The 19,447-nt window shown below is 62.5% G+C and carries 19 protein-coding genes and 2 pseudogenes; 7 read left to right on the top strand and 14 right to left on the bottom strand.

The window, feature by feature from the left end; genetic code table 11:
- Positions 1–29: 29 nt before the first annotated feature.
- A pseudogene (locus ABD982_RS08985) lies at positions 30–296 on the bottom strand (IS5/IS1182 family transposase); the annotation flags it as partial.
- Positions 297–364: 68 nt separating this feature from the next.
- On the opposite strand from ABD982_RS08985, the gene ABD982_RS08980 reads away from it, so the two are divergent.
- A complete protein-coding gene (locus ABD982_RS08980) occupies positions 365–631 on the top strand; it encodes a hypothetical protein (RefSeq protein WP_345446625.1) in 267 nt (88 codons plus the stop codon).
- Positions 632–837: 206 nt separating this feature from the next.
- Here ABD982_RS08980 and ABD982_RS08975 read toward each other — a convergent pair whose 3' ends face one another.
- The 8 genes from ABD982_RS08975 to ABD982_RS08940 all read right to left on the bottom strand — a co-directional run bounded on the left by ABD982_RS08975 (position 838) and on the right by ABD982_RS08940 (position 8,523).
- Entirely contained in the window at positions 838–2,271 is a 1,434-nt protein-coding gene (locus ABD982_RS08975; RefSeq protein ID WP_345446622.1) for an MFS transporter, read from the bottom strand.
- A gap of 97 nt (positions 2,272–2,368) precedes the next feature.
- Positions 2,369–2,773 carry a carboxymuconolactone decarboxylase family protein gene (locus ABD982_RS08970; protein WP_345446619.1) on the bottom strand — a complete coding sequence of 135 codons (405 nt, stop codon included), beginning with the start codon at positions 2,771–2,773 and terminating at the stop codon, positions 2,369–2,371.
- Between the two features lie 210 nt (positions 2,774–2,983).
- Positions 2,984–3,832, bottom strand: coding sequence for a hypothetical protein (locus tag ABD982_RS08965; RefSeq protein ID WP_345446616.1), 849 nt, complete (start codon positions 3,830–3,832; stop codon positions 2,984–2,986).
- A 306-nt stretch (positions 3,833–4,138) separates the two neighbouring features.
- Positions 4,139–4,468 (bottom strand): metal-sensitive transcriptional regulator, encoded by a 330-nt coding sequence (locus ABD982_RS08960; protein WP_047117892.1) that lies wholly within the window; start codon positions 4,466–4,468, stop codon positions 4,139–4,141.
- Positions 4,469–4,753: 285 nt separating this feature from the next.
- Entirely contained in the window at positions 4,754–5,017 is a 264-nt protein-coding gene (locus tag ABD982_RS08955) for a YHS domain-containing protein (RefSeq protein ID WP_345446612.1), read from the bottom strand.
- A 51-nt stretch (positions 5,018–5,068) separates the two neighbouring features.
- Complete coding sequence (locus ABD982_RS08950; protein WP_345446609.1) at positions 5,069–7,336, bottom strand: heavy metal translocating P-type ATPase; 2,268 nt, start codon at positions 7,334–7,336, stop codon at positions 5,069–5,071.
- Between the two features lie 48 nt (positions 7,337–7,384).
- On the bottom strand, positions 7,385–8,320 hold the full coding sequence (locus ABD982_RS08945; RefSeq protein WP_345446606.1) for a heavy-metal-associated domain-containing protein: 936 nt from the start codon (positions 8,318–8,320) through the stop codon (positions 7,385–7,387).
- Positions 8,317–8,523 (bottom strand): heavy-metal-associated domain-containing protein, encoded by a 207-nt coding sequence (locus ABD982_RS08940; protein WP_047117896.1) that lies wholly within the window; start codon positions 8,521–8,523, stop codon positions 8,317–8,319. The genes ABD982_RS08945 and ABD982_RS08940 overlap by 4 nt, the downstream gene beginning before the upstream one ends.
- A 320-nt stretch (positions 8,524–8,843) precedes the next feature.
- On the opposite strand from ABD982_RS08940, the pseudogene ABD982_RS08935 reads away from it, so the two are divergent.
- A pseudogene (locus ABD982_RS08935) lies at positions 8,844–10,990 on the top strand (Tn3 family transposase).
- A 239-nt stretch (positions 10,991–11,229) separates the two neighbouring features.
- Positions 11,230–11,712: a GNAT family N-acetyltransferase gene (locus ABD982_RS08930; RefSeq protein ID WP_345446599.1), complete on the top strand. Its 483-nt coding sequence runs from the start codon at positions 11,230–11,232 to the stop codon at positions 11,710–11,712.
- A 4-nt stretch (positions 11,713–11,716) separates the two neighbouring features.
- Here the strand turns inward: ABD982_RS08930 and ABD982_RS08925 are convergent, their stop codons facing one another.
- The 4 genes from ABD982_RS08925 to ABD982_RS08915 form a co-directional block, all read right to left on the bottom strand.
- Complete coding sequence (locus ABD982_RS08925; RefSeq protein ID WP_345446596.1) at positions 11,717–12,235, bottom strand: 8-oxoguanine DNA glycosylase OGG fold protein; 519 nt, start codon at positions 12,233–12,235, stop codon at positions 11,717–11,719.
- 132 nt (positions 12,236–12,367) lie between these two features.
- Positions 12,368–12,946, bottom strand: a complete 579-nt coding sequence (locus ABD982_RS08920) for a recombinase family protein (protein WP_345446593.1) — start codon at positions 12,944–12,946, stop codon at positions 12,368–12,370.
- Between the two features lie 222 nt (positions 12,947–13,168).
- On the bottom strand, positions 13,169–13,444 hold the full coding sequence (locus ABD982_RS11325) for a sigma factor-like helix-turn-helix DNA-binding protein (protein ID WP_425570039.1): 276 nt from the start codon (positions 13,442–13,444) through the stop codon (positions 13,169–13,171).
- Positions 13,445–13,740: 296 nt separating this feature from the next.
- Positions 13,741–14,637, bottom strand: coding sequence for a LysR family transcriptional regulator (locus ABD982_RS08915; protein WP_345446590.1), 897 nt, complete (start codon positions 14,635–14,637; stop codon positions 13,741–13,743).
- A gap of 148 nt (positions 14,638–14,785) precedes the next feature.
- Between ABD982_RS08915 and ABD982_RS08910 the strand changes: the two genes are divergently transcribed.
- The 4 genes from ABD982_RS08910 (at position 14,786) to ABD982_RS08895 (ending at position 17,412) form a co-directional block, all read left to right on the top strand.
- Positions 14,786–15,742, top strand: coding sequence for a YeiH family protein (locus ABD982_RS08910; protein ID WP_345446828.1), 957 nt, complete (start codon positions 14,786–14,788; stop codon positions 15,740–15,742).
- Between the two features lie 81 nt (positions 15,743–15,823).
- Positions 15,824–16,267 (top strand): universal stress protein, encoded by a 444-nt coding sequence (locus tag ABD982_RS08905; RefSeq protein WP_345446587.1) that lies wholly within the window; start codon positions 15,824–15,826, stop codon positions 16,265–16,267.
- Between the two features lie 200 nt (positions 16,268–16,467).
- Positions 16,468–16,890 carry a hypothetical protein gene (locus ABD982_RS08900; RefSeq protein ID WP_345446584.1) on the top strand — a complete coding sequence of 141 codons (423 nt, stop codon included), beginning with the start codon at positions 16,468–16,470 and terminating at the stop codon, positions 16,888–16,890.
- Between the two features lie 42 nt (positions 16,891–16,932).
- Positions 16,933–17,412 (top strand): cupin domain-containing protein, encoded by a 480-nt coding sequence (locus ABD982_RS08895; protein WP_345446581.1) that lies wholly within the window; start codon positions 16,933–16,935, stop codon positions 17,410–17,412.
- Positions 17,413–18,013: 601 nt separating this feature from the next.
- Here ABD982_RS08895 and merA read toward each other — a convergent pair.
- A complete protein-coding gene (merA, locus tag ABD982_RS08890) occupies positions 18,014–19,408 on the bottom strand; it encodes a mercury(II) reductase (RefSeq protein WP_345446578.1) in 1,395 nt (464 codons plus the stop codon).
- Positions 19,409–19,447: the final 39 nt, after the last annotated feature.

Genomic DNA, 19,447 nt, shown 5'->3' with positions numbered 1-19,447 from the left:
AGGTCTGGGAGCGATATCCCGAAACCTCGTCAAACGAGGTGGTTGAGCCACTGGCTGATCGCGAGGAGGACGGCTCCGGCTCGGTAGGCCAGGCCGAGTTTGTCGTAGCGAGTGGCCAGGCCGCGCCATTGCTTCACGTCGCTGTAGCCACGCTCGATGACGTTGCGGCCGCGGTAGGCCTCCGTGTCGAGGCCGACGGGTCGGCCGCCGCGTGAACCACGGTCGCGGCGGTGTTGCTGCTGGTCGCGAGGTTCGGGGATCACTGCCTTGATCCCGCGACAGCGCAGAATCTGGCGGAGGGAATTGCTTGTGCGGGGCAACCAACATCTGAATACTCCTTTAGAATTATGCAACAATGTGTGGAATGAGGATCGAAACACCCACCGCAGAGCTTCTTCAGCAGGCCGCTCACATGCCCACCACACCCGGGATTGGTATGACACCCGAACAGATACAGACTGAGATCGCCTCCGGTCGCCTGCAACCTCGCTGGTCGCAGGTTGCTCTCGACGATGACGGTAGCATTGTGGGCCGGGCCCTGTGGTGGGGACGAGATGAGCACAAGCCGATCGCACTGGACGTGTGGGATGCCGTCGCCGGCCACGACATGGGGTGGCTTGTGAAAAAGTGAAATATCCGACGCTAAGACCGTTCGGCATACTGTTGCGGTCGACCGTTGGCAGTTCATTTCGTTGGAGCGAAGTCGTATGCCAGAAGCGCGGCCCCTCACACCTACGGATTGGAGGTCGGGGCCGTGGGCGCCCCTGAGGTGGCCGTGTCCAGGTCAACCGTGGTTGGAGACGCCCCCTCCTGTCGGCTAGTCAGCCGTTGATTCGTTTAGTTTGTTCGCATCATGGCGCACTGGCACGCGGACAAGGTGCCCTCCGCGACGCCGGCCTCACGGCCTGCCGCGGATCGTTGTGCTGAGTTCTCAAGTGCTGCGGGGCCGCCGGCAACCGAGGTGTTTGCCGCTGGGGCGTTTACGATGGTGGCGTTTGCACCAGCTCCGATCCTCATGTCTGCCTCCTGCTGGGAAGCGGAGCGCTCTGGTTCTGCAACCACTGGTACGTCTTCGACTTCGGCGTGGCGCGGCCACAGGGACAGTGCCGCTATGGTGCCTGCCGCGGCCAGGGCGGCGAGGATGGACCAGGTGAGGGTGAATCCTGCCATGGTGCCGAGCCATCCGGCGATGGGGTAGGTGATCAGCCAGGCGAGGTGCGAGAGCGAGAACTGGGCGGCAAAGACCTCGGGGATCCCGTTCGGTTCGACCGAGCCGCGCAACACTCGTCCCGTCGGGGTGACAACCAGCGCCATGCCGCTGCCGATCACGACCCAGACGATGGCCGTTGCGGTCATCGTGAGCAGTCCCGTTGCGGTCATCGTGACAGCGGCCAACGTGCCGAGCACCAAGACCGAAGCCCCGGCCATCATGACGGTGCGGTCGTTGGTCCGCTTCAGGATCCGTGGGAGCACCAGGGCCACGAGCAGGGTTCCGCAGCCGGAGGCGGCGAGCATCCAGGCGACATCGGCCTGCGATCCGCCCAGGTTGTCCCTGACGTAGTTGACGGTGTTGACGATCACTATCGATCCGGCGGCCGCGACCACCATGTTCAGCGCCATGACCCCGCGCAACCGTGGCGTCCTGGCGAACCGCTTGATCCCCGCCGAGGCCCGATCCCAGGCATTGGCGTGGGCGCTGGGTTGGGCGTTGGGGATGCGGGTGGACATCACGAAGGCCGCGGAGATGACAAAGCCTATCGAGGTGCCCACGAACAGCCAGTTGAACGTCATGAAGGACAGGGCGATGGCTGCCAACACCGGGCTGAGCAGGCTTTCCATGGTGTAGGCGACCTGGGAGGCGGATAATGCCCGGGTGTAGTCTTCCTTGTCGGTCACGATGTCGGGGATCACTGCCTGGAAGGTGGGTGTGAACGCCGCAGAGGCGGCCTGAAGCAGCCCGATCAGGACGTAGACGTGCCAGACTTCGGTGATGAACGGCAGGGCAAGAACCACACCGGCGCGCACCACGTCCAGCAGGACCAGGAACATCCGGCGCGGTAGCTTGTCGACGTAGGCTGCGGCGAGCGGGGCGATGAACACGTACATGACCATCTTGATGGTCAATGCGGTGCCCAGCACCACGCTGGCGCGCGGACCCGCGAGTTCGTAGGCGAAGAGTCCAAGGGCGATGGTTGTCAGTCCGGTGCCGAAGAGGGCGATGACCTGGGCGCTGAGCAAATGGCGATAATCGCGGTTTGCAAGCAGTCTCATGGCTTCCTTTTCTTGCTCCGCAGTGCGGGGCACCGCCTCGGCCCTGGGGCTATCCCTGGAATCTGAGGTTCGTGCGTCCCTACGAAGCGTGGTTGGTTTATGGGGTGAGTCCGGCCAATAGGTTGAAGGCGCCGGTGAGGATGTTGAGGGTGACGATGCCAACGATGTCGGCGATCTCGCGATCGCTGTAGCAGTGTTCCCGCAATGCGGATACTTGCTCGTCGGTGATGCTTGTCGGTTCACGGTAGATCTGCAGGGCCAGGGCGATAATCGCAGCGACCGCCGGATCATCAGAGGTGCCGGCGCGGGAGCGTTCGATTTCCGCTTCGTCGATGCCCAGTGCGCGGGCCGCGTTGATGTGGGACTCCAGACACAATTCACAGCCCTGATGGACCTGGATCGCGATCGAGAGCCGTTCGCTGATCCCGCGGTCGAGCTTGGCCCGCTTCATGGCCCGGCTGAGCTGCAAGTAGCCTCCCAGCACTGCAGGGGAGTGTGCCATGGTTGAGACCATGTCACCGACCTGGCCATGGCGAGAGACCAGCTCGGAGAGCATCTCTCGTGAGGCGCCGTTCGCGCTTTCGGGGGTGAGCCGGGTCAGCCGTGGTGTGCTGCTTTTGCGGGTGCTGGCGGCTTTGCGGGAGGTTTTCGAGGGGTCATGGTGTTTTCCTTCCGGTTCGGTGCCGTACGTTGCTGAGTGCTGCGGGGCTGCCTAGTGGTGCTGGTGGCCATGGTGACTGTGTCCTGTGTGCCCCGCAGCGTCGTGGTCAGGCTGGCTGGCCTGCTGGGCAGTTGCGCCGGCGTGCACTGTGAATTCTGCGGTGCGGACCACACCTTCATGCTGGAAATCCAGGAAGAGGCGGTAGAAGCCAGGGGATGGTGCTGCGGCCATGAAAACGATCTCCGGTCCTGCGGCGGTGTTTCCGTCTGCCGGCTCGCCCTCCGGGTGGATGTGGAGGTATCCCAGGTCGCCGACGCGCAGCGCCACCAGGTGTCCGTAGGCGGCCAGGTAGGGTTCCAGGTCGGTGACCGGTTCACCGTTCCTGCTGATGGTCAGCGTCAGATCACTTGCCTGGCCCGGGAGCAGTTCACCGTCGAGATTCACCGTGTAGGGCCCAAGTTCTGCGCTGCGGCCGGTGTCGGGAAGTGACTGTGGCTCGTAGTGGCCGGCCACCGAGGCATCGATCCCCAACGTCATGGGTGAGGTGTGCCCGGTTGGCTGGAAATCCGCGAAGAAACGCCAGTCCCCGGGAGTTAGTTCAAGTTCGACGCTCCAGGTTCCCGCTGCATCCATCACCGGGTGCACATGCTGGAAACCTGTGGTGTCCCGTCGCACGGCGATGAAGTGCAGTTCCTTCGCGTGGGAGGGGGTGAACGCGTTGACCGCGTGTCCGTCGGGGCCGATGATCCGGAAGCTCACGGGCTGGGCGCCGCCGGTGAAGATGACCGAGTTCAATTCGAGGGTGTAGCCGTGTTCGGAGACTGCGAGGCCGCCGGCTACCGCACTGCCATGACCGGCATGGGCGTCGTGTGTGCTGTGGTGGCTGGTTTCGTGGTTCATGATTCCTCCGTCGTGGTGCTGTGGGTTCTTCATTCGTTTGCCGGATGGGCCCGTGTGGGCTTCCCCTCCGGCCCCTTGCTGGATGCCAATAAAACCATTATACCCCCAGGGGGTATATTTTGGGTGGTGATTCGCGACTCACGTCCCGGAGTGCCCAAAAAGAAGGCCTGCGTGGCCACCTCCTTTCAGGCATCGGCGCACCACCAGCGTGGCCCTCGGCTCGACGGGCGGTGCCCGGAAGGATTCTTGGTGCCGCGCTCATCCACGGGACCGCCCGTGGACGAAAGCGCAGTGGGTGGCCCGCTGTCAGGAGCGGACGAACCGGGCAATGGCGTCGGAGGCTTCCTGGATCTTGGCCTCCGCTTCATTCCCGCCGAGCTTGGCCGCATCGAGGACGCAGTGCCTGAGGTGGTCATCGAGGAGTCCGAGGGCGACGCCTTCCAGCGCCTTGGTGATGGCCGAGATCTGGGTGAGGATGTCGATGCAGTACTTTTCCTCATCGACCATGCGGTGAATGCCTCGGGCCTGGCCTTCGATGCGTTTGAGCCGAGCCAGATATTTGCTCTTGTCACCGATATAGCCGTGCGTGGTGTGGCATGATTCGGCGCTGGCCTCGACGGGGATGGTCGTTTCCATGAGATTTTCCTTTGTTTCTGTTGTCCGGTGATTCTTGCAGGGAGGATTGTCGGGTCGGCGCTTCAGCGCGGCATTGGTGCCGGCTGCGGGCCGCAGGTCCAGCCTATGCAGGAGCTGGGCGTTGAAGGCAATACGGATCGTGGCTAGCGACGACAAGACCGCGGCGGCCTGTCACAGTGCATTCGTGCTTTTTGGGCGTGTGCTTCATGGAGTCGCTGGGCCCACTAATTAACCGTTCGGACCAAAAGGCCCGCGGCGCTGGTGCGCCGCGGGCCGGATATGTGGTTATGCCATATTGACGGCGTACTTGGTCGGGTCGGCGTCAAACGCCGGACCACACCCTGGGCAGCAGAACCAGTAGCGGTTGCCCTCGAAGTCGCGATACAGGCCGCTGGCCTCGGCGGCCCTCTTGCTGACCGGAGTACCGGGCATGACCATACAGGTGGTCATATCAGGATTCTTGCCATCGCTCGGGGTCTGTTCCTGAGCCTCAGCCGCGGGGGTCTTGGCGCTGCAACAGCTGGAGACCGCCTGTGGTTCGCTGGTCATCGTGGGTGATTCCCTTCTTTTTTGTGTGGGTGGTTCGGGTTGGCCGTAGCGCTACTTGGTGAGGCTCTTGAATCCGCGCAGGCGCAGGCTGTTGCCCACGACGAAGACGCTGGAGAATGCCATCGCTGCTCCGGCGAGCATGGGGTTGAGCATTCCCAGCGCAGCGACCGGAATCGCCGCGGCGTTGTAGGCGAAGGCCCAGAACAGGTTGGTCTTGATGGTGCCCAGGGTCTTGCGTGAGAGGCGGATCGCGTCCACCGCGCTGCGTAGGTCCCCGCGCACCAGGGTGATGTCGGAGGCTTCGATCGCCACGTCGGAGCCCGTACCCATGGCCATGCCGAGATCGGCCTGGGCCAAGGCGGGGGCGTCGTTGACGCCGTCGCCGACCATGGCCACGATCTTGCCTTCGCGTTGCAGCCGGGCCACGACATCGACCTTGTCCTTGGGCAGGACTTCGGCGATGACCTCATCGATCCCGACCTCTGCGGCGATATGCCGGGCCACGGCCTCGTTGTCGCCGGTGAGCAGGATCGGGGTCAACCCGATTGCCTTGAACTGGGCAATGGCCTCGGCACTGGTCTCCTTGACCGTGTCGGCCACGACCAGGATGCCGCGGGCCGCTCCGTCCCAGCCCACCGCGACAACCGTCTTGCCTTCGCCCTCGGCTTGGGCCTTGGTGGAGGCCAGGTCGCTGCTGAGGAATTGGGACCATTCGGCCAGTAGCGATTCGCGGCCCACCAAGACCGAGTGGCCTTCGACAATGCCCTGCACGCCCTTGCCCACGACGTTCGCGAAGTCCTCGGGGGTTGGCAACTCGCCGATTTCCTGGGTGGCGCCCTTGGCGATGGCCTGAGCAATAGGGTGCTCCGAGGAGTCTTCCAGGGCCCCGGCCAGGCGCAGCAATTCTGCGCGGTCGGTGCCCGGCTCGAGGATGACATCGACGAGGGTCATCTTGCCGGTGGTGACGGTGCCGGTCTTGTCCAGCACGACGGTGTCGACCTTGCGGGTGGATTCAAGAACCTCCGGGCCCTTGATGAGCACGCCCATCTGCGCGCCGCGTCCAGTGCCCACCAGCAGTGCCGTCGGCGTGGCCAGGCCCAGCGCGCACGGGCAGGCGATCACCAGGACCGCAACCGCGGCGGTGAAGGCCGCAGCGACGGGGAACCCGGCACCCAGCCAGCCGCCCAGGGCGATGAACGCGATCAGGATCGCGATCGGGACGAACACCCCGGAGATCTTGTCGGCCAGGCGCTGCACCTCGGCCTTGCCGGTCTGCGCGTCCTCGACCAGCTTGGCCATCTGCGCCAACTGGGTATCGGAACCGATTCTGGTGGCCCGGACCACCAGCCGGCCGCCGGCATTGGTGGTGGCACCGGTGACGCTGTCGCCCTCGGTGACCTCGACCGGAACCGATTCGCCGGTGAGCATGGAGGCGTCCACCGCGGAGGTGCCCGAGACCACGACACCGTCGGTGGCGATCTTCTCGCCCGGGCGGACAATGAATTCATCCCCGACCGACAGGTCCTCGACCGGGATCTTGGTCTCGAAGCCATTTCGCAACACCGAGACTTCCTTCGCGCCGAGCTCGAGCAGGGCACGCAGGGCTGCGCCTGCCTGCTTCTTGGAGCGCTTCTCGAAGTACCGGCCGGCGAGGATGAACATCGTCACCCCGGCACCGACCTCGAGGTAGATGTTCGCCGCCCCGTCGGAGGGGGCCAGCGAAAATTCGAACGGGTGCGTCATCCCCGGGACCCCGGCGGTGCCGAGGAACAGTGCGTAGAGAGACCACAGGAGCGCGGCGGAGGTGCCCATGGAAATCAGGGTATCCATCGTCGCGGCACCGTGCTTGAGGTTGGTCCAGGCCGCCTTGTGGAACGGCCAGGCGCCCCACACGATCACCGGGGCGGCCAGAACCAGAGAGGCCCACTGCCAGTAGGTGAACTGCCACGCCGGCACCATCGCCATGGCGATCACCGGCACCGTGAGCACGATGGAGGCGATCAGCCGGTTCCGCAGGGATCTCAGCTCCGGGTCCGACTCATCGGCGGCCCCATCCAACGCGCGGTTCTGCTTCGTGCCCTTGGGCACGGGTACCGCGGCGGTGTACCCGGTCTTCTCCACCTCGGCAATCAGCAGTGCAGCGTCGTAGCCGTCCGGGACGGTGATCCTTGCCTTCTCGGTGGCGTAGTTCACGGTCGCGACGACACCATCGAGCTTATTGAGTTTCTTTTCGATTCGCATCGCGCAGGAGGCGCAGGTCATCCCCCCGATCTCCAGTTCGACGCCGCTGGCCCGGTCTACGGGCGCTGGTGTGCTCATGTCTATGTTCCTTCTCTAGCTGTTCGGGGAAGGGCGGGACCTCGGGGGTCAGTGCCCTTCCGTATGCGATTCGCTCGGGGAATCCGTGATGTCGCCGTGGGCCGCGTCGAGCACGAACTGTGCAGTGTGCACCTGGCCGTCGACTTGGAAGTCCAGGTACAACAGGTAGCGGCCCGCGGTGGGGGCCTGCGCGGTGAATCCGATGTTCGGGCCGGCAGTGTCCCCGGCCCGGGGTTCCTGGCCCTCGGCGTGCGCGTGCACATAGGCAAGGTCGCCCTCGCGTAGCGCCACGAGGTGGCCGAAGGCACCCAGGTACGGTTCAACGGTCGTGACTGGTTCCCCGTCGCGGGCCACCGAGATGGTGAGTCCGCTGGGGGTTCCCGCCACCAATTCACCGTCAACCGAGACGCTGAATCCATCCACCTGGTCAACGCGGGACGGTTCCTGTGCCACGGGAGCCACGTCCCCGGCCACCTCAACCGTGCGCGTGAGCGTCAGCGCCTCGGCCCCCGCGGGAGTGAAGTCGGCGAACACACGGTAGTTCCCGGCATGGGTCCATTCCCAGGGCGTCGACCATGTGCCGGTGGTCTGGTCCAGGGTGGGGTGCACGTGGCGGAATTCGCTGCCGTCGGAGCGGGCCACGATCAGGTGCAGGTCCTTTTCGTGGGCGGTGGTGTACCGGGTCACCGCGGTTCCGGCGGCATCCTGGATCTGGAAGCTCATTTTCCCTGGCTGTCCGGGAACCGCAGGTGCGCCAATCGGAGAGAGCACGAATCCGTCCGCACCCAGCGCGAGGCCGTTCACGGTATTCATCGCCGCCGACGTTGATTCCATGTTCTCGGGAACGTGTTCATTCAGCTCGCTGCCCTCGGTCCAGGCAGCTACCGCGCTGTCGGGCACGGTGGCCCCGGCGATGCCGAAGGCGCCACCGAAAGCCACCACTACCCCGAGCCCGTAGAGGCCAAGTCGTGTGCCTGCGTTCATGCCGCCCGCACCGCCGAATAACCGGCTTCCTCCACCGCGGCCAGGACCTGGGCGTCGTCGACCGTGCCGGTCACGGTGAGCTTGCCCGTTGCGGCACTCACCGCGATGTCCTGGACCCCGGCAATCTCGCCGACCTCTTCGCGGATCGACAGTTCGCAGTGCCCGCAGGTCATTCCGGTTACCTGGTACTCGTTCGTGGTCATTGAATGCTCCTCATTCTAAGCGAGATATACCCCTAGGGGGTACTGGTATACAGAACACTGTACCCCCCTGGGGTATTCCCGTCAAGCAAACCATCAGCGAGGCGAGGCCGACACGATAGAGACAGCCATTGCCGCCATCAGGGGACACTTGCATTGCCGGTGAATAATCCGACGCTCAAGAATCCAGCGTCCGGTAACGATTGTTCGTGAGACACTCTTCTTCAGGATTCTTGGCCCGCGGATTCCCGCGGCAGATTTTGTAACGCTTGCCGTGTACGCGGCAATGTAACGCTCAACCGGGTTGGTGATACATTTTTGGTATGCGAATCGGATACGGGCGTGTCTCAACACGCGATCAGCACCCCGAGGCCCAACACGATGCCCTGCGCGCGGCCGGCTGCGAGCAGGTGTTCCTCGACACCACCTCGGGGAAACTCGCCAGCAGACCCGAACTCGACAAGGCGCTACTCTCGGCCAACCGGTCTGGCGACCAGCTCGTTGTCACCAAGCTGGACCGGCTCGGGAGGTCGCTGGAAAACCTCATAGACCTGTCCAAGACGCTGCAGGAGCGCGGCGTGGACCTGGTGGTCCTGGATCAGGGCAAGGAACTCACCCGGCCGGCCAATGAGGACCACCTCTCCCTCGTCAGTGCCCACTTCACAACGATCCGCCGCTACACCCCGGCATTTCTGGCCGTCCTTGACCTCCAAGCAGCCCCCGCCGCACAGGACCTGTTGGCCGCCATCAAGGTCATCCGCACCATGAACACCTCCGGTGCCCGAAAGGTCCCCGACGATGCACCCACGTCGTTCACCCGGTCTCGGTGGAAGACTCTGGTTTTCGCCGAGAACGGCACCGACCGTGGATTCTACGAGTTTTGCGCTCTCGCGGAACTCAAGAATGCGCTGCGGTCCGGAGACATGTGGGTCACCGGCTCCCGGCAATTCCGCGACTTCGATGACTACCTGCTGGCCGGCTCCGACTACACGGCCATGAAGTACGCCGGGGGCCTGCCCCTGGTCACAGCCAATGGCGGCGAAGAATATCTCAAGGACCGTCTTGCCCTGCTCAGTGAACGTCTGCACCAAGTCAACGCTCTGGCCTCTCGCGATGAACTGCCCGGGTGCTGATCACCGCCACCGGCGTGAAGATCACCCCGCTCGAGACAATCGTGCCACAACACGCCCAACCCTTGATCGATCAGGCCAGCGCCATGTTCCCGCGAATCCGAATCACCGACCTGTTGATGGAAGTCGACGGCTGGACGGGCTTCACACGCCACTTCACCAACCTCAAATCCGGCCAGCCTTCCAAGGACAAGCAGCTCCTGCTCACCGCAATCCTGGCCGACGGAATCAACTTGGGATTGACCAAGATGTCCGAGTCATGCACCGGCGTCACCTACGCCCAACTGGACCGCCAGCAGGCTTCCCACATTCGGGATGAAACCTACAGCGCCGCCCTGGCCGAGCTGGTCAATGCCCAGCACGCACACCCCTTCGGTACGCACTGGGGCGATGGCACCACCTCGTCCTCGGATGGGCAGCGCTTCCGCGCCGGCAGCCATGCCGAATCCACCGGGCACGTGAACCCGAAATACGGGGCCGAGCCCGGGCGGATGATCTACACGCATGTCTCGGACAAATATTCGCCCTTCCACAGCAAACTTATCAATGTCGGTGACCGCGACGCGACCTATGTCTTGGACGGGTTGTTGTATCACGAGTCCGATCTGGCGATCCAGGAGCATTACACCGACACCGCAGGGTTCACCGACCATCTTTTCGCCCTCATGCACTTGCTTGGATATCGGTCCGCACCCCGGATCCGCAACATCGGCGACACCCGCCTCTACACGTCCACCAATGATCCTGTGTTGTCGACGTTGACCCCGCTGATCGGCGGCACCATCAACACCAAGACCATCACCGCGCACTGGGATGAAACCCTCCGCCTGGCCACATCCATCAAAACCGGCACCGTGACCGCCTCCTTGATGATGCGCAAACTCGGCGCCTACCCCCGACAAAATGGGCTCGCCACCGCACTGCGGGAACTGGGCAAACTGGAACGAACGCTCTTCCTGCTGGACTGGTTCCAAGATCCCGACCTACGCCGCAAGGTCACGGCCGGGTTGAACAAGGGCGAGGCCAGGAACACCCTGGCGCGGGCCGTTTTCTTCAACCGCCTGGGAGAGATCCGCGACCGATCCTTCGAGCAGCAGCGCTACCGGGCCTCGGGGTTGAATCTTCTCACCGCGGCCATCGTTCTCTGGAACACCGTCTACCTCGACCGCACCATCACCACCTTGAATCAGGAGGGAAACGCCACGGACCCGGACCTGCTGCGGTTTCTCTCACCCTTGGGATGGGAACACATCAACCTCACCGGCGATTACACCTGGCCGCGCACCAACAAGATCAAGCCCGGCAAATACAGGCCTCTACGGCGCACGGCAAAACCCTAGCGTCGGATATTTCACTTTTTCACAAGCCACCCCGACATGTCCGGAGCAATCCTCAGCGCGTTGCTGGAACAGGGCCACGCCGCCGTGGAAGTTCACGGTACCCCTACCCCGCTGCCGCATACCATGCGTGTACCCATCACGTGGCGCGATAACACCGCCGTAGCGAATGACGTCCATGCGAAGATCGCGACAGCCGCCACTGCTGGCCTGAGTCAGCACAACGAACGACGCCAGTTCCAATGGGACCAAGGCAGCCCGATACAAGAACCCAGCCCGCAACTGCGGTTCGAGCAGGCAGACGACGACACGTTTATCAACCTCATCGCCCTCGTCGCCCACGGTTCGCTCGACGTCATGACGCGACGCCAGCTGACCAGCACCAACGCACTGAGCTTGGCTCGGGAGGAGGTGGACTACTACCTTCCTGTCCCGGCGACCGCGACTGGTGGTGCGTCGCGTACGACCAACAGAACACCATCATTGGCATCGCGATTCCTTCGGCAACACCCACGAATCGCAACGTCGGCTACCTCGCGGTCCTGCCCGAGCACCGCGGACACGGATACGTCGATGACCTCTTGGGGTTCATCACCGCCTTCCACGCCTCAGCCGGAGCACCGCGGATCACCGCAACCACCGACGCAGTGAACACACCCATGGCCGCGGCGTTCGAGCGAGCAGGATACAGATGCACGGAGGTACGAATCGACCTCGAGCCCTAAAGGGCTAATCTGATAATGTGTCAAAACCGGCTACAAAGTACAAAAGCTTGGTGAAGAAGGCTGGGCCTAGACCCTTGAGTCTGTACTGCTCACGTCTCCAGAAAGATCGGTAGGCAACTTCCGATTCGAGGTTCGAGTCTTTGGCGGGCATGATTCCGCCGAGGAGTTTTTCTCCAACGTCCGTTTCGCTCAATGTTGGAATTCGACGGTAGATATCCCGGGCTTTGGCACCGGCGTCCCATGAACAGACCGCGACGTAGAAGTTGACCGCATTTTGTGCAGTTTCCACCATGGTACCCAGAGTGAATAGGTCGCCGCGGCTAAGGGTAAGTCGCCCTTTACTGTCCTTTTCTCCGCTTTGAAAAACGGAAGGAATGACCGGCATGTTTTTGTCCCACCGGTTCAACCAGTGACGAGGGTAGAACCGGATAGCGTGGTTCTCGACCTCTACAGTAGTGAGTATTCTTTGGCCGTTGCGTATAAGGTCTGCAACTCCGGCGGTAGTCTTTCTTGTTCTGGCCAAAATCCAGCTCCAGTCGTGGAAAGGTTGCGTGGTAGGTTGCCCAGCGTAGTCTATTGCTCCGACGAGTTGCCCACGCTGTAGAACGGTCAGCAAGGGCAGGGAGAGCTGTAACCCTTACTGAGTAATGTTTAATTAGGGAAGTTTTTTGATCCGTCGATAGAGCGTCGCATGGGACATCCCCATATCCTTGGCAACTTGGGTTGCAGGTTCGCCGGCTTTGATGAGTTTGGATGCGGTGCGGATTTGGGATTCGGTGAAGGTGGGTCGCCGGCCACCGAGATCGCCGCCGGTGGCGCGGCGTTTGGTGACGGAGTCATTGATGCGTTCGCGTTTGATCTCGAGTTCCATTTGAGCCAGGGCTGCCATGACGGTGAAGACCATGGCGCCCATGGGTGTTTTGGTATCCACATCACCACCACCCAGGTTGAGCACGCGCAAACCGATATTGCGATCTCGTAGTTCCTCGGCCAGTTCGAGCATTTTCTGGGTGGAGCGCCCGAGCCGGTCCAAAGTGGTGATCACGAGCGTGTCACCCGGATGCAGTGCGGTCAGTGCTTTATCCAACGCCGGGCGCTTGGCCAGTGCGCCGGAGAGACCATGGTCGGTGTAGAGGTCATCGCGCCGGACGCCGGCAGCGAGGAGGTCTTGGATTTGCCGGTCGGCGTCTTGGGCTTTGGTGGAGACGCGGGCGTATCCGATCAGTTTGGTCATCGGTCCTTCAAAAAGTGTCTCGCAACTAAGGGTGTAGACCCGATTTTACATCATTGGTTGCGACACGTAGTTGCGAGAATTTGGGTGCGTTGAGTTTCTGCGGATTTTTTGCCGAGGGATTGGGGCTCATTGAGACGTCTTGCAACCTATCCGTTAGGAGACACATAGGTTACGAGACAGTTCGGCGGCCTCATCAACAGGTTGAGTGGCGTCGTCTTGCGCTCAGTTTTTGGCCTGCTGTGCGAGGAGCGAGTCAAGACTGGCTCGGAGGGCGCGTTTGGCTGCGTGATAGCGACTGCGGACGGTTGAGCTCGGGATGCCACAGACCTGAGCCGCCTCGACGAGCGTCAATCCGTCCCAGTGAATCAGCCGAAACAGTTCCGCGTGCGCTGAAACGAGACGGTTCAGCGCGTCGCAGATCTCGATACCCGCGTCTGCGGCTGGTGCGGTCGCTACCGTGCGGCTGCTGAGGTCTCGTAACTTGCTGGCGAGTCGCATTCGTCGGCGTCCGCTGCGTCGGCATTCGCGAGGACAAGCTTTGTAATTCCGAACATCCACATGCGCGCTTGTTCCGGCTCAACGGGGAGCGAAGCAGCGCGGCGCCAGGCCGTCGTCATGGTCTCCGCGAGCAGATCCAGGGCGGACCACCTCATGGGACTCGGGCGCCTGCAGGTGCGAGATCTCCGTCGTCAGACCGCCCAAGGCACGGGCACTGCTTGGGGCTCGGGACTACAGGAGGAGCATCTTGTACGGATGCTGATGACTTCTTCGAAGACGGGACTTGCTGCCACCGGCTACGGTTTGGCAGCGGCCACAGCGACCAGTTCGGCCGCGACTCCTGTCAATCGTCGAGGTCCTGACCAGACGGCCGTCAGGGGGCGGCTGATCCCTTGACCCTCAAAGGGAACGCGCAACAGGTCCCCGCTCTCGAGCTGGCTACGAAGGGCGAGTTCGCTCAGGGCAGCAGGACCCGCCCCGGAAGCAACAGCAACGCGCACCGCGGCGTTGCTGGCAAGCACCTGCATCGGCTCGACAGTGACGAACCCAGCCAACACCTCTTGCAGCGCCTCGCGGGTACCTGAGCCAGGCTCCCTGACAACCAAGGGGGTTTCCGCCAGCTCTTGCAAACCGATCCTGCTCGTACGGTTCGCCCATTCATGGTTGGGAGCGACAACTACCAGCAACTCATCCTCTTGGACGACCAGGGCATTCAACTGCACGGGAACGTTCGGGGTCTCAACGAAACCCAGTTGAAGAATGCCCCTTTGCACTTCTTGGAGAACCTGCGCCGAATTCAGCACCTGCACCTCGATGCGGACCGGCGGCAATCGACGTTTCAACTCTGTCAGCCAGACCGGCAGCAGGGTTTCTGCGATGGTCATGCTGGCCCCCACACGAAGTTCCAACGTTTCGTTGCTGCGGCTGGACCGTGACCAATCGTTGAAGCGTTGCCCGGCATCAAGTAGTTCACGGGCTTGAACAGCCAGCAACAACCCCAGTGCCGTCGGTTCCGAACCGCGGGGGCTGCGCTCAAGCAAAGCCGTTTTCATCCCCGTCTCCAGCTCCGCGATGGCTCGGCTTGCGTTGGGCTGCGCCATCCCCACTTTCCGTGCGCCAGCCCCCACGCTGCCTTCGTCCACCACGGCAACGAAGAGTTCCAGTACTTGAAGGTTCGGCCAAGCTTCGCTCATATCAAAAGCATATACCTTGATGCGAAATTGCCGTCTATCGGGCTGACGGGGATCAGTGAAGTATGGAAGTATGTCAACGCAAATACAACAGATAGATCCCATAACAACCCGCCGCGGCTCCTACGCACTGAAAAAATATTCCCCCGGGTTGCTTTTGTGTGCGGTCGCTGTGGCAATCGCGATGACCGTTAACGTCTTCCTTCCCGGTGTCAGCCCACTGATCGTCGCGATCGTGCTCGGCATCGCCCTGACCAACGTGGTTCGCCTACCCGAGTCCACGGCACCGGGACTGACGCTGGCTTCCAAGAAGCTGCTCCGATTGGGAATCGTCTTCCTGGGCCTGCAACTGGTGCTCTCAGACATTGTCTCCCTCGGTGCGCCCATGCTCGTGGTCATCGTGTGCATCGTGGCCGGAGGCATTTTCGGAACCATCCTGATCGGGCGGCTGATGAAGATGCGTCCCGCCCAGGTCCTGCTCATAGCATGTGGTTTCTCCATTTGCGGCGCCGCCGCTGTGGCTGGAGTCGAAGGGGTCACCGACTCAGACGAAGAGGACGTGGTCACCGCCGTGGCCATGGTGGTCATCTTCGGCACACTGATGATTCCGGCGATTCCCTTGCTCGGCCAGCTGCTGGGCATGGAGCCTGAACTCAACGGCATGTGGGCCGGTGGCTCCATCCACGAGATCGCTCAGGTTGTCGCCGCCGGAGAAATAATCGGCGGCGGGGCGCTGGCTGTCGCCGTCATCGTCAAACTCGCCCGCATCCTGCTGCTCGCCCCGATCGTCGCGATTTTGAGCATTCGCCAACGCCGGTCAGGAAACGTCAAACCCGATGAAAAGCGTCCTGCGATCGTCCCACTGTTCATCATTGGCTTCCTGGTCATGATCGTGCTCCGTTCCACACTGGACCTGCCCGAGGGCCTCATCCACGCAGGAAGCCTCGCGCAAACGGCTTTGTTGTCCGCCGCAATGTTTGGACTGGGATGTGGGGTGAAGATCCGCAACCTCATCCGGGTCGGAGCCCGACCCTTCATCCTGGCCGCAGCCTCAACCATTCTCGTCGCAGGCATCGCCCTTGCAGGCATCGAACTCGTCCACCTCTGACAAGGAGCAGCTTCCCGTGGCTCTTGCCCCATGGCCGTAGCTCGTTCCGTCACCCCATTACTTGTTAGAAAGGAAGTAGACATGAATTCACTAACCGAGCCCGCACCGATCATCGTCGGCGTCGACGGCTCCGATTCCTCAATTGCGGCACTGCGGAAGGCCGCCGAGCTTGCAGCATCACTGCAAACACGGCTCCTCGTGATCACTTGCTGGACCGTACCGAACTTCTACAACGGCACCATTGAATTCGATGAAACAGCATTTGAGCGTGACGCCAAAGAACGACAAACCGCAGCCATCTCGAAGGCCTTCGAAAACGGCTGCCCCGTGCCAGCACAAAAACGCATAACCCACGGGCGCCCGGCAGCCGAGCTCATCAAGGCCTCAGCACAGGCCCAAATGCTGGTGCTAGGCACAAGGGGTAGACACGAATTTATCCATATGATGCTGGGCTCGGTCAGTCTCGAATGCCTCGGGCACGCTCACTGCCCCGTCCTAACCGTAACCCAAGGGCCACGGCCGTGAGCTCGACACCGGAAAATCCGCCTTCCGCACACATCACCCGAAAGAAGCAATGCGCAAGCCCACCCTTGCCCTAGTTGTGGCCGCCCTGCTGGCCGCCAGCACATTGGTTTCCTGTAGCAGGGGTCGCGCCCAGCGAGAACCGCCGCACGCTGCTGCGAGGGCTCGGCTGGGGCCTGGTCCTGAGCGTCGGGCTCGGTGCGGTGCTGATCGCACCCAACCTGCCGGTGCAGTGGGCGCTTGTGGCTCTCGTGGTCGGCCTGCCCTTCGCCTATCTCGGGGTCCGGCGGGTTCTGCCTGCCGGGACGCTCACCGCGCGTCGAGGGCTCCCGGCGAATGTGGTGTTCGCAGCCGCCATGTCCATGGCGTTCTTCACCGCAGACCTGTTCATTCCGCTCGCCCTTACCAGCGTGCGAGGGATCAGCGCTACACTCGCCGTGATCCTCACCACCGTCCCCGTCCCCGTCGGCACCGGGCTCGCCGGTGCCCTGGTCGCCACCATGGGCGCCACTGCAGCCGGACTAAGCGGCGTCCTCGTCGTCGCTGGGGCCGGCGTCGTACTCGCTCTCCTCGCCTCCACGAGGTTCGCCGAAACCCACCCACCCTTGACTCCCCCCGAAAGATGATGCTGACTTGGACTCGAAGTCCGAGCACGAAAGGAGAACACAATGACCATCAACGACATCGGGCCCCGCCCGAACGCGTTCGACATCGAAGAGGCCACCCGGCGGAACGAGAACTACCGCAGCGTGGTGTGGACCGGGAAGTATTTGCAGGTCACGCTGATGTCTATCCCGGTCGGGAAGTCCATCGGCCTGGAGGTCCACCAGGACACCGATCAGTTCCTGCGCCTCGATGCCGGACAGGGCAGGGCCGTCATGCGCCCGGCCAAGGACCGGCTCGACTTCGAGCAAAACGTCTCGGATGGGTGGTCTGTCCAGGTCCCCGCCGGCACCTGGCATGACGTGATCAACACTGGCGACGAACCGCTGCGCCTCTACGCGATTTATGCCCCGGTGCACCACGCACCTGGCATCACCCAGGGAACCAGCGACAAGGCAGAACAAGACGAAGCGACCGGTAAGGACGAGCCTCCCGCATGGACCGTCCAGCCCGAGGACAGCGCGCCGGACGAGCACGCCAACTGACGTCTACTTGTGTCACCGCTCCGTAAGGATGTTGCGGACGAGGATCGTCTTGGTCCACCCCGGGCAGCGCGCCCCGCCGCCGCGTGAAGACATCGGCCGGTCTCGACCGGCCGATGTCTTAACGCTCCCGCCCCTCACGCTGGTAGGTCTGACGATCACGGATGTCGAGGACCTCGACTGGGCCTCGTGTCAGAGTGTCGGCAAGGCCGCATGGTTCCTCGGGCAGGCCAACACTGTGCCCTGTCTGCGACACCGTGCGATCACAGAACGCCGCCACAAAGCGTCAAACTCCACAGTCCGGAGTCGTCGGCACTTCTGTCCGAAGTCCTCAACACTCGTGTGTGTCAGCCAACTCGTGGGTGAGCGACTGTCTCAAAACCCATCCGTTGCAAGACGCTACACCTGCTGCCCAAGGCTACTCTGTGAGTCGCACCTTCAACATTCTGGGGCTGACTTTTGCAACACAGCCCACGATCGTGAAGTGTGATGTTCATTGCGCCATGACCGCACGAGGACGCTCGAAAAGGGTGTAGCAAAAACGAACGACTATGACACATGCGGCGCGTTCAACGTTTACGGCGCGAGTCTTGACCGGGACTGATCAGGCACAGCAGGAGGTGGGCATTTCATTGTGGAAAGTGCCCGCGACTAGGCGTAGGGCTTCGGAAAAGGTCAGGTAGGGCGCCCAGGTGTCGGCGATGTGTCGGGTGGTCATCCCGGCGGTGATCGCGTAGGTTGCCGGGAGCAGCAGTTCTGCGGCGTGGTCTCCGATGATGCTGATGCCCAGGATTCTGTCGGTTCCCGTTTCGGCGATCATCTTAATCGCCCCGCGGGTGTCGTGGTTGACTAGGGCACGTGGGAGATCTTTGAAGCTCAGCACCCGGGATTCACATCGGTGCCCAGCTGCCCGTGCTGCGGCTTCGGTGAACCCGGCAGTGGCAAGTTGTGGGCGCGAGAAGATGACCGCTGGTAGTCCGGTGTAATCGACTTCTGCGACCGTAGCTCGCGGATCGATCCGCACGGCATTGGTCGCGGCGGCCTTGCCGGTAGCCGCGGCGACGTAGACGTATTGTGGTGCCGCGGTGACGTCACCGGCAGCAAAGACCTTCTGATTGGTGGTGCGCTGGTGTTCATCGACGCGGATGAAGCCATCACGATCGGTGGCGATGCCTGCGGCTGCCAGGTTGAGGTAGTCCGTGGAAGGGCGGCGGCCAGTAGCCACCAGCAGGCGCTCAGCCTGCAGGCTCCGGCCCGACAGAGTGCGCACCTGGATGTGTTCATGCTCTTGGGCAACGCTAGTCGCGTGCTCTTGAACCACCCTGATCCCCTCTTGGATCAGGGTGTGGTGGAGGATGGCGGTCATTTCCGGCTCGGCGGTGGGGGCTATCCGCCCGACAATGGTCACCTGTACTCCGAGGCCGGCGAAGAGTTGGGCTTGTTCGATGCCAATATAGCCGCCGCCGATAATGATCATGGACTCGGGCAGCTCGGTCAGTTCCATAGCCGTGGTCGAGGTCAAATACTTCACCTCGCCCAACCCGGTCACATCTTTCGGTCGTGCTGGCACCGCACCAGTGGCCAGCACGATCGAACTAGTCGTGACCGGTTTCCCATCAATCACAAGGGTGTCGGGATCCCAAAAGGACGCTTCCCCGGAGCAGACCTCGAATCCATGCGCCTCTGCGACATCAGCGTATTTGGTTTCTCGCAGCTGGGTAATCAGCTGGTCCTTCTGTTCGACTAACGATCCCAGATCCACGCCCATGGCAGCAGTGGGGGCCCCAGGGAAAGGATTCGTCAGGGCGGCTTGCCGGGTGCTAGCAGCCGCCAGCAGCGTTTTGGACGGAACACATCCGATGTTCACGCAAGTACCGCCAATGGTGCCGCGCTCAACCACCAATACGGTACTGCCAGCCCGCCGGGCTTCGATGGCGGCTGCCATGCCTGCTCCTCCGGAGCCCACCACCACGAGATCAAATTCGAGATTTCTTTCCATCAGGTAGCCTCTTTCTCTGGATTATCCACCCAGTATGAA

Origin of the sequence: Rothia endophytica, from assembly GCF_039543885.1 — a bacterium.
Taxonomy (GTDB): Bacteria; Actinomycetota; Actinomycetes; order Actinomycetales; family Micrococcaceae; genus Rothia; species Rothia endophytica.
The sequence above is the reverse complement of the archived record's forward strand: the minus strand, read 5'-3'. Positions and strand labels throughout refer to the sequence as shown.

Excerpts from the sequence above, each read along its gene's own strand:
- ABD982_RS08975 (WP_345446622.1), bottom strand. The coding sequence starts at position 2,271 with ATGAGACTGCTTGCAAACCGCGATTATCGCCATTTGCTCAGCGCCCAG.
- ABD982_RS08905 (WP_345446587.1), top strand. The coding sequence starts at position 15,824 with ATGAATTCACTAACCGAGCCCGCACCGATCATCGTCGGCGTCGACGGC.
- ABD982_RS11325 (WP_425570039.1), bottom strand. The coding sequence starts at position 13,444 with ATGCGACTCGCCAGCAAGTTACGAGACCTCAGCAGCCGCACGGTAGCG.
- ABD982_RS08930 (WP_345446599.1), top strand. The coding sequence starts at position 11,230 with ATGGGACCAAGGCAGCCCGATACAAGAACCCAGCCCGCAACTGCGGTT.
- ABD982_RS08920 (WP_345446593.1), bottom strand. The coding sequence starts at position 12,946 with ATGACCAAACTGATCGGATACGCCCGCGTCTCCACCAAAGCCCAAGAC.
- ABD982_RS08940 (WP_047117896.1), bottom strand. The coding sequence starts at position 8,523 with ATGACCACGAACGAGTACCAGGTAACCGGAATGACCTGCGGGCACTGC.
- ABD982_RS08955 (WP_345446612.1), bottom strand. The coding sequence starts at position 5,017 with ATGACCAGCGAACCACAGGCGGTCTCCAGCTGTTGCAGCGCCAAGACC.
- merA (WP_345446578.1), bottom strand. The coding sequence starts at position 19,408 with ATGGAAAGAAATCTCGAATTTGATCTCGTGGTGGTGGGCTCCGGAGGA.
- ABD982_RS08960 (WP_047117892.1), bottom strand. The coding sequence starts at position 4,468 with ATGGAAACGACCATCCCCGTCGAGGCCAGCGCCGAATCATGCCACACC.
- ABD982_RS08965 (WP_345446616.1), bottom strand. The coding sequence starts at position 3,832 with ATGAACCACGAAACCAGCCACCACAGCACACACGACGCCCATGCCGGT.
- ABD982_RS08895 (WP_345446581.1), top strand. The coding sequence starts at position 16,933 with ATGACCATCAACGACATCGGGCCCCGCCCGAACGCGTTCGACATCGAA.
- ABD982_RS08945 (WP_345446606.1), bottom strand. The coding sequence starts at position 8,320 with ATGAACGCAGGCACACGACTTGGCCTCTACGGGCTCGGGGTAGTGGTG.
- ABD982_RS08915 (WP_345446590.1), bottom strand. The coding sequence starts at position 14,637 with ATGAGCGAAGCTTGGCCGAACCTTCAAGTACTGGAACTCTTCGTTGCC.
- ABD982_RS08980 (WP_345446625.1), top strand. The coding sequence starts at position 365 with ATGAGGATCGAAACACCCACCGCAGAGCTTCTTCAGCAGGCCGCTCAC.
- ABD982_RS08970 (WP_345446619.1), bottom strand. The coding sequence starts at position 2,773 with ATGGCACACTCCCCTGCAGTGCTGGGAGGCTACTTGCAGCTCAGCCGG.
- ABD982_RS08950 (WP_345446609.1), bottom strand. The coding sequence starts at position 7,336 with ATGAGCACACCAGCGCCCGTAGACCGGGCCAGCGGCGTCGAACTGGAG.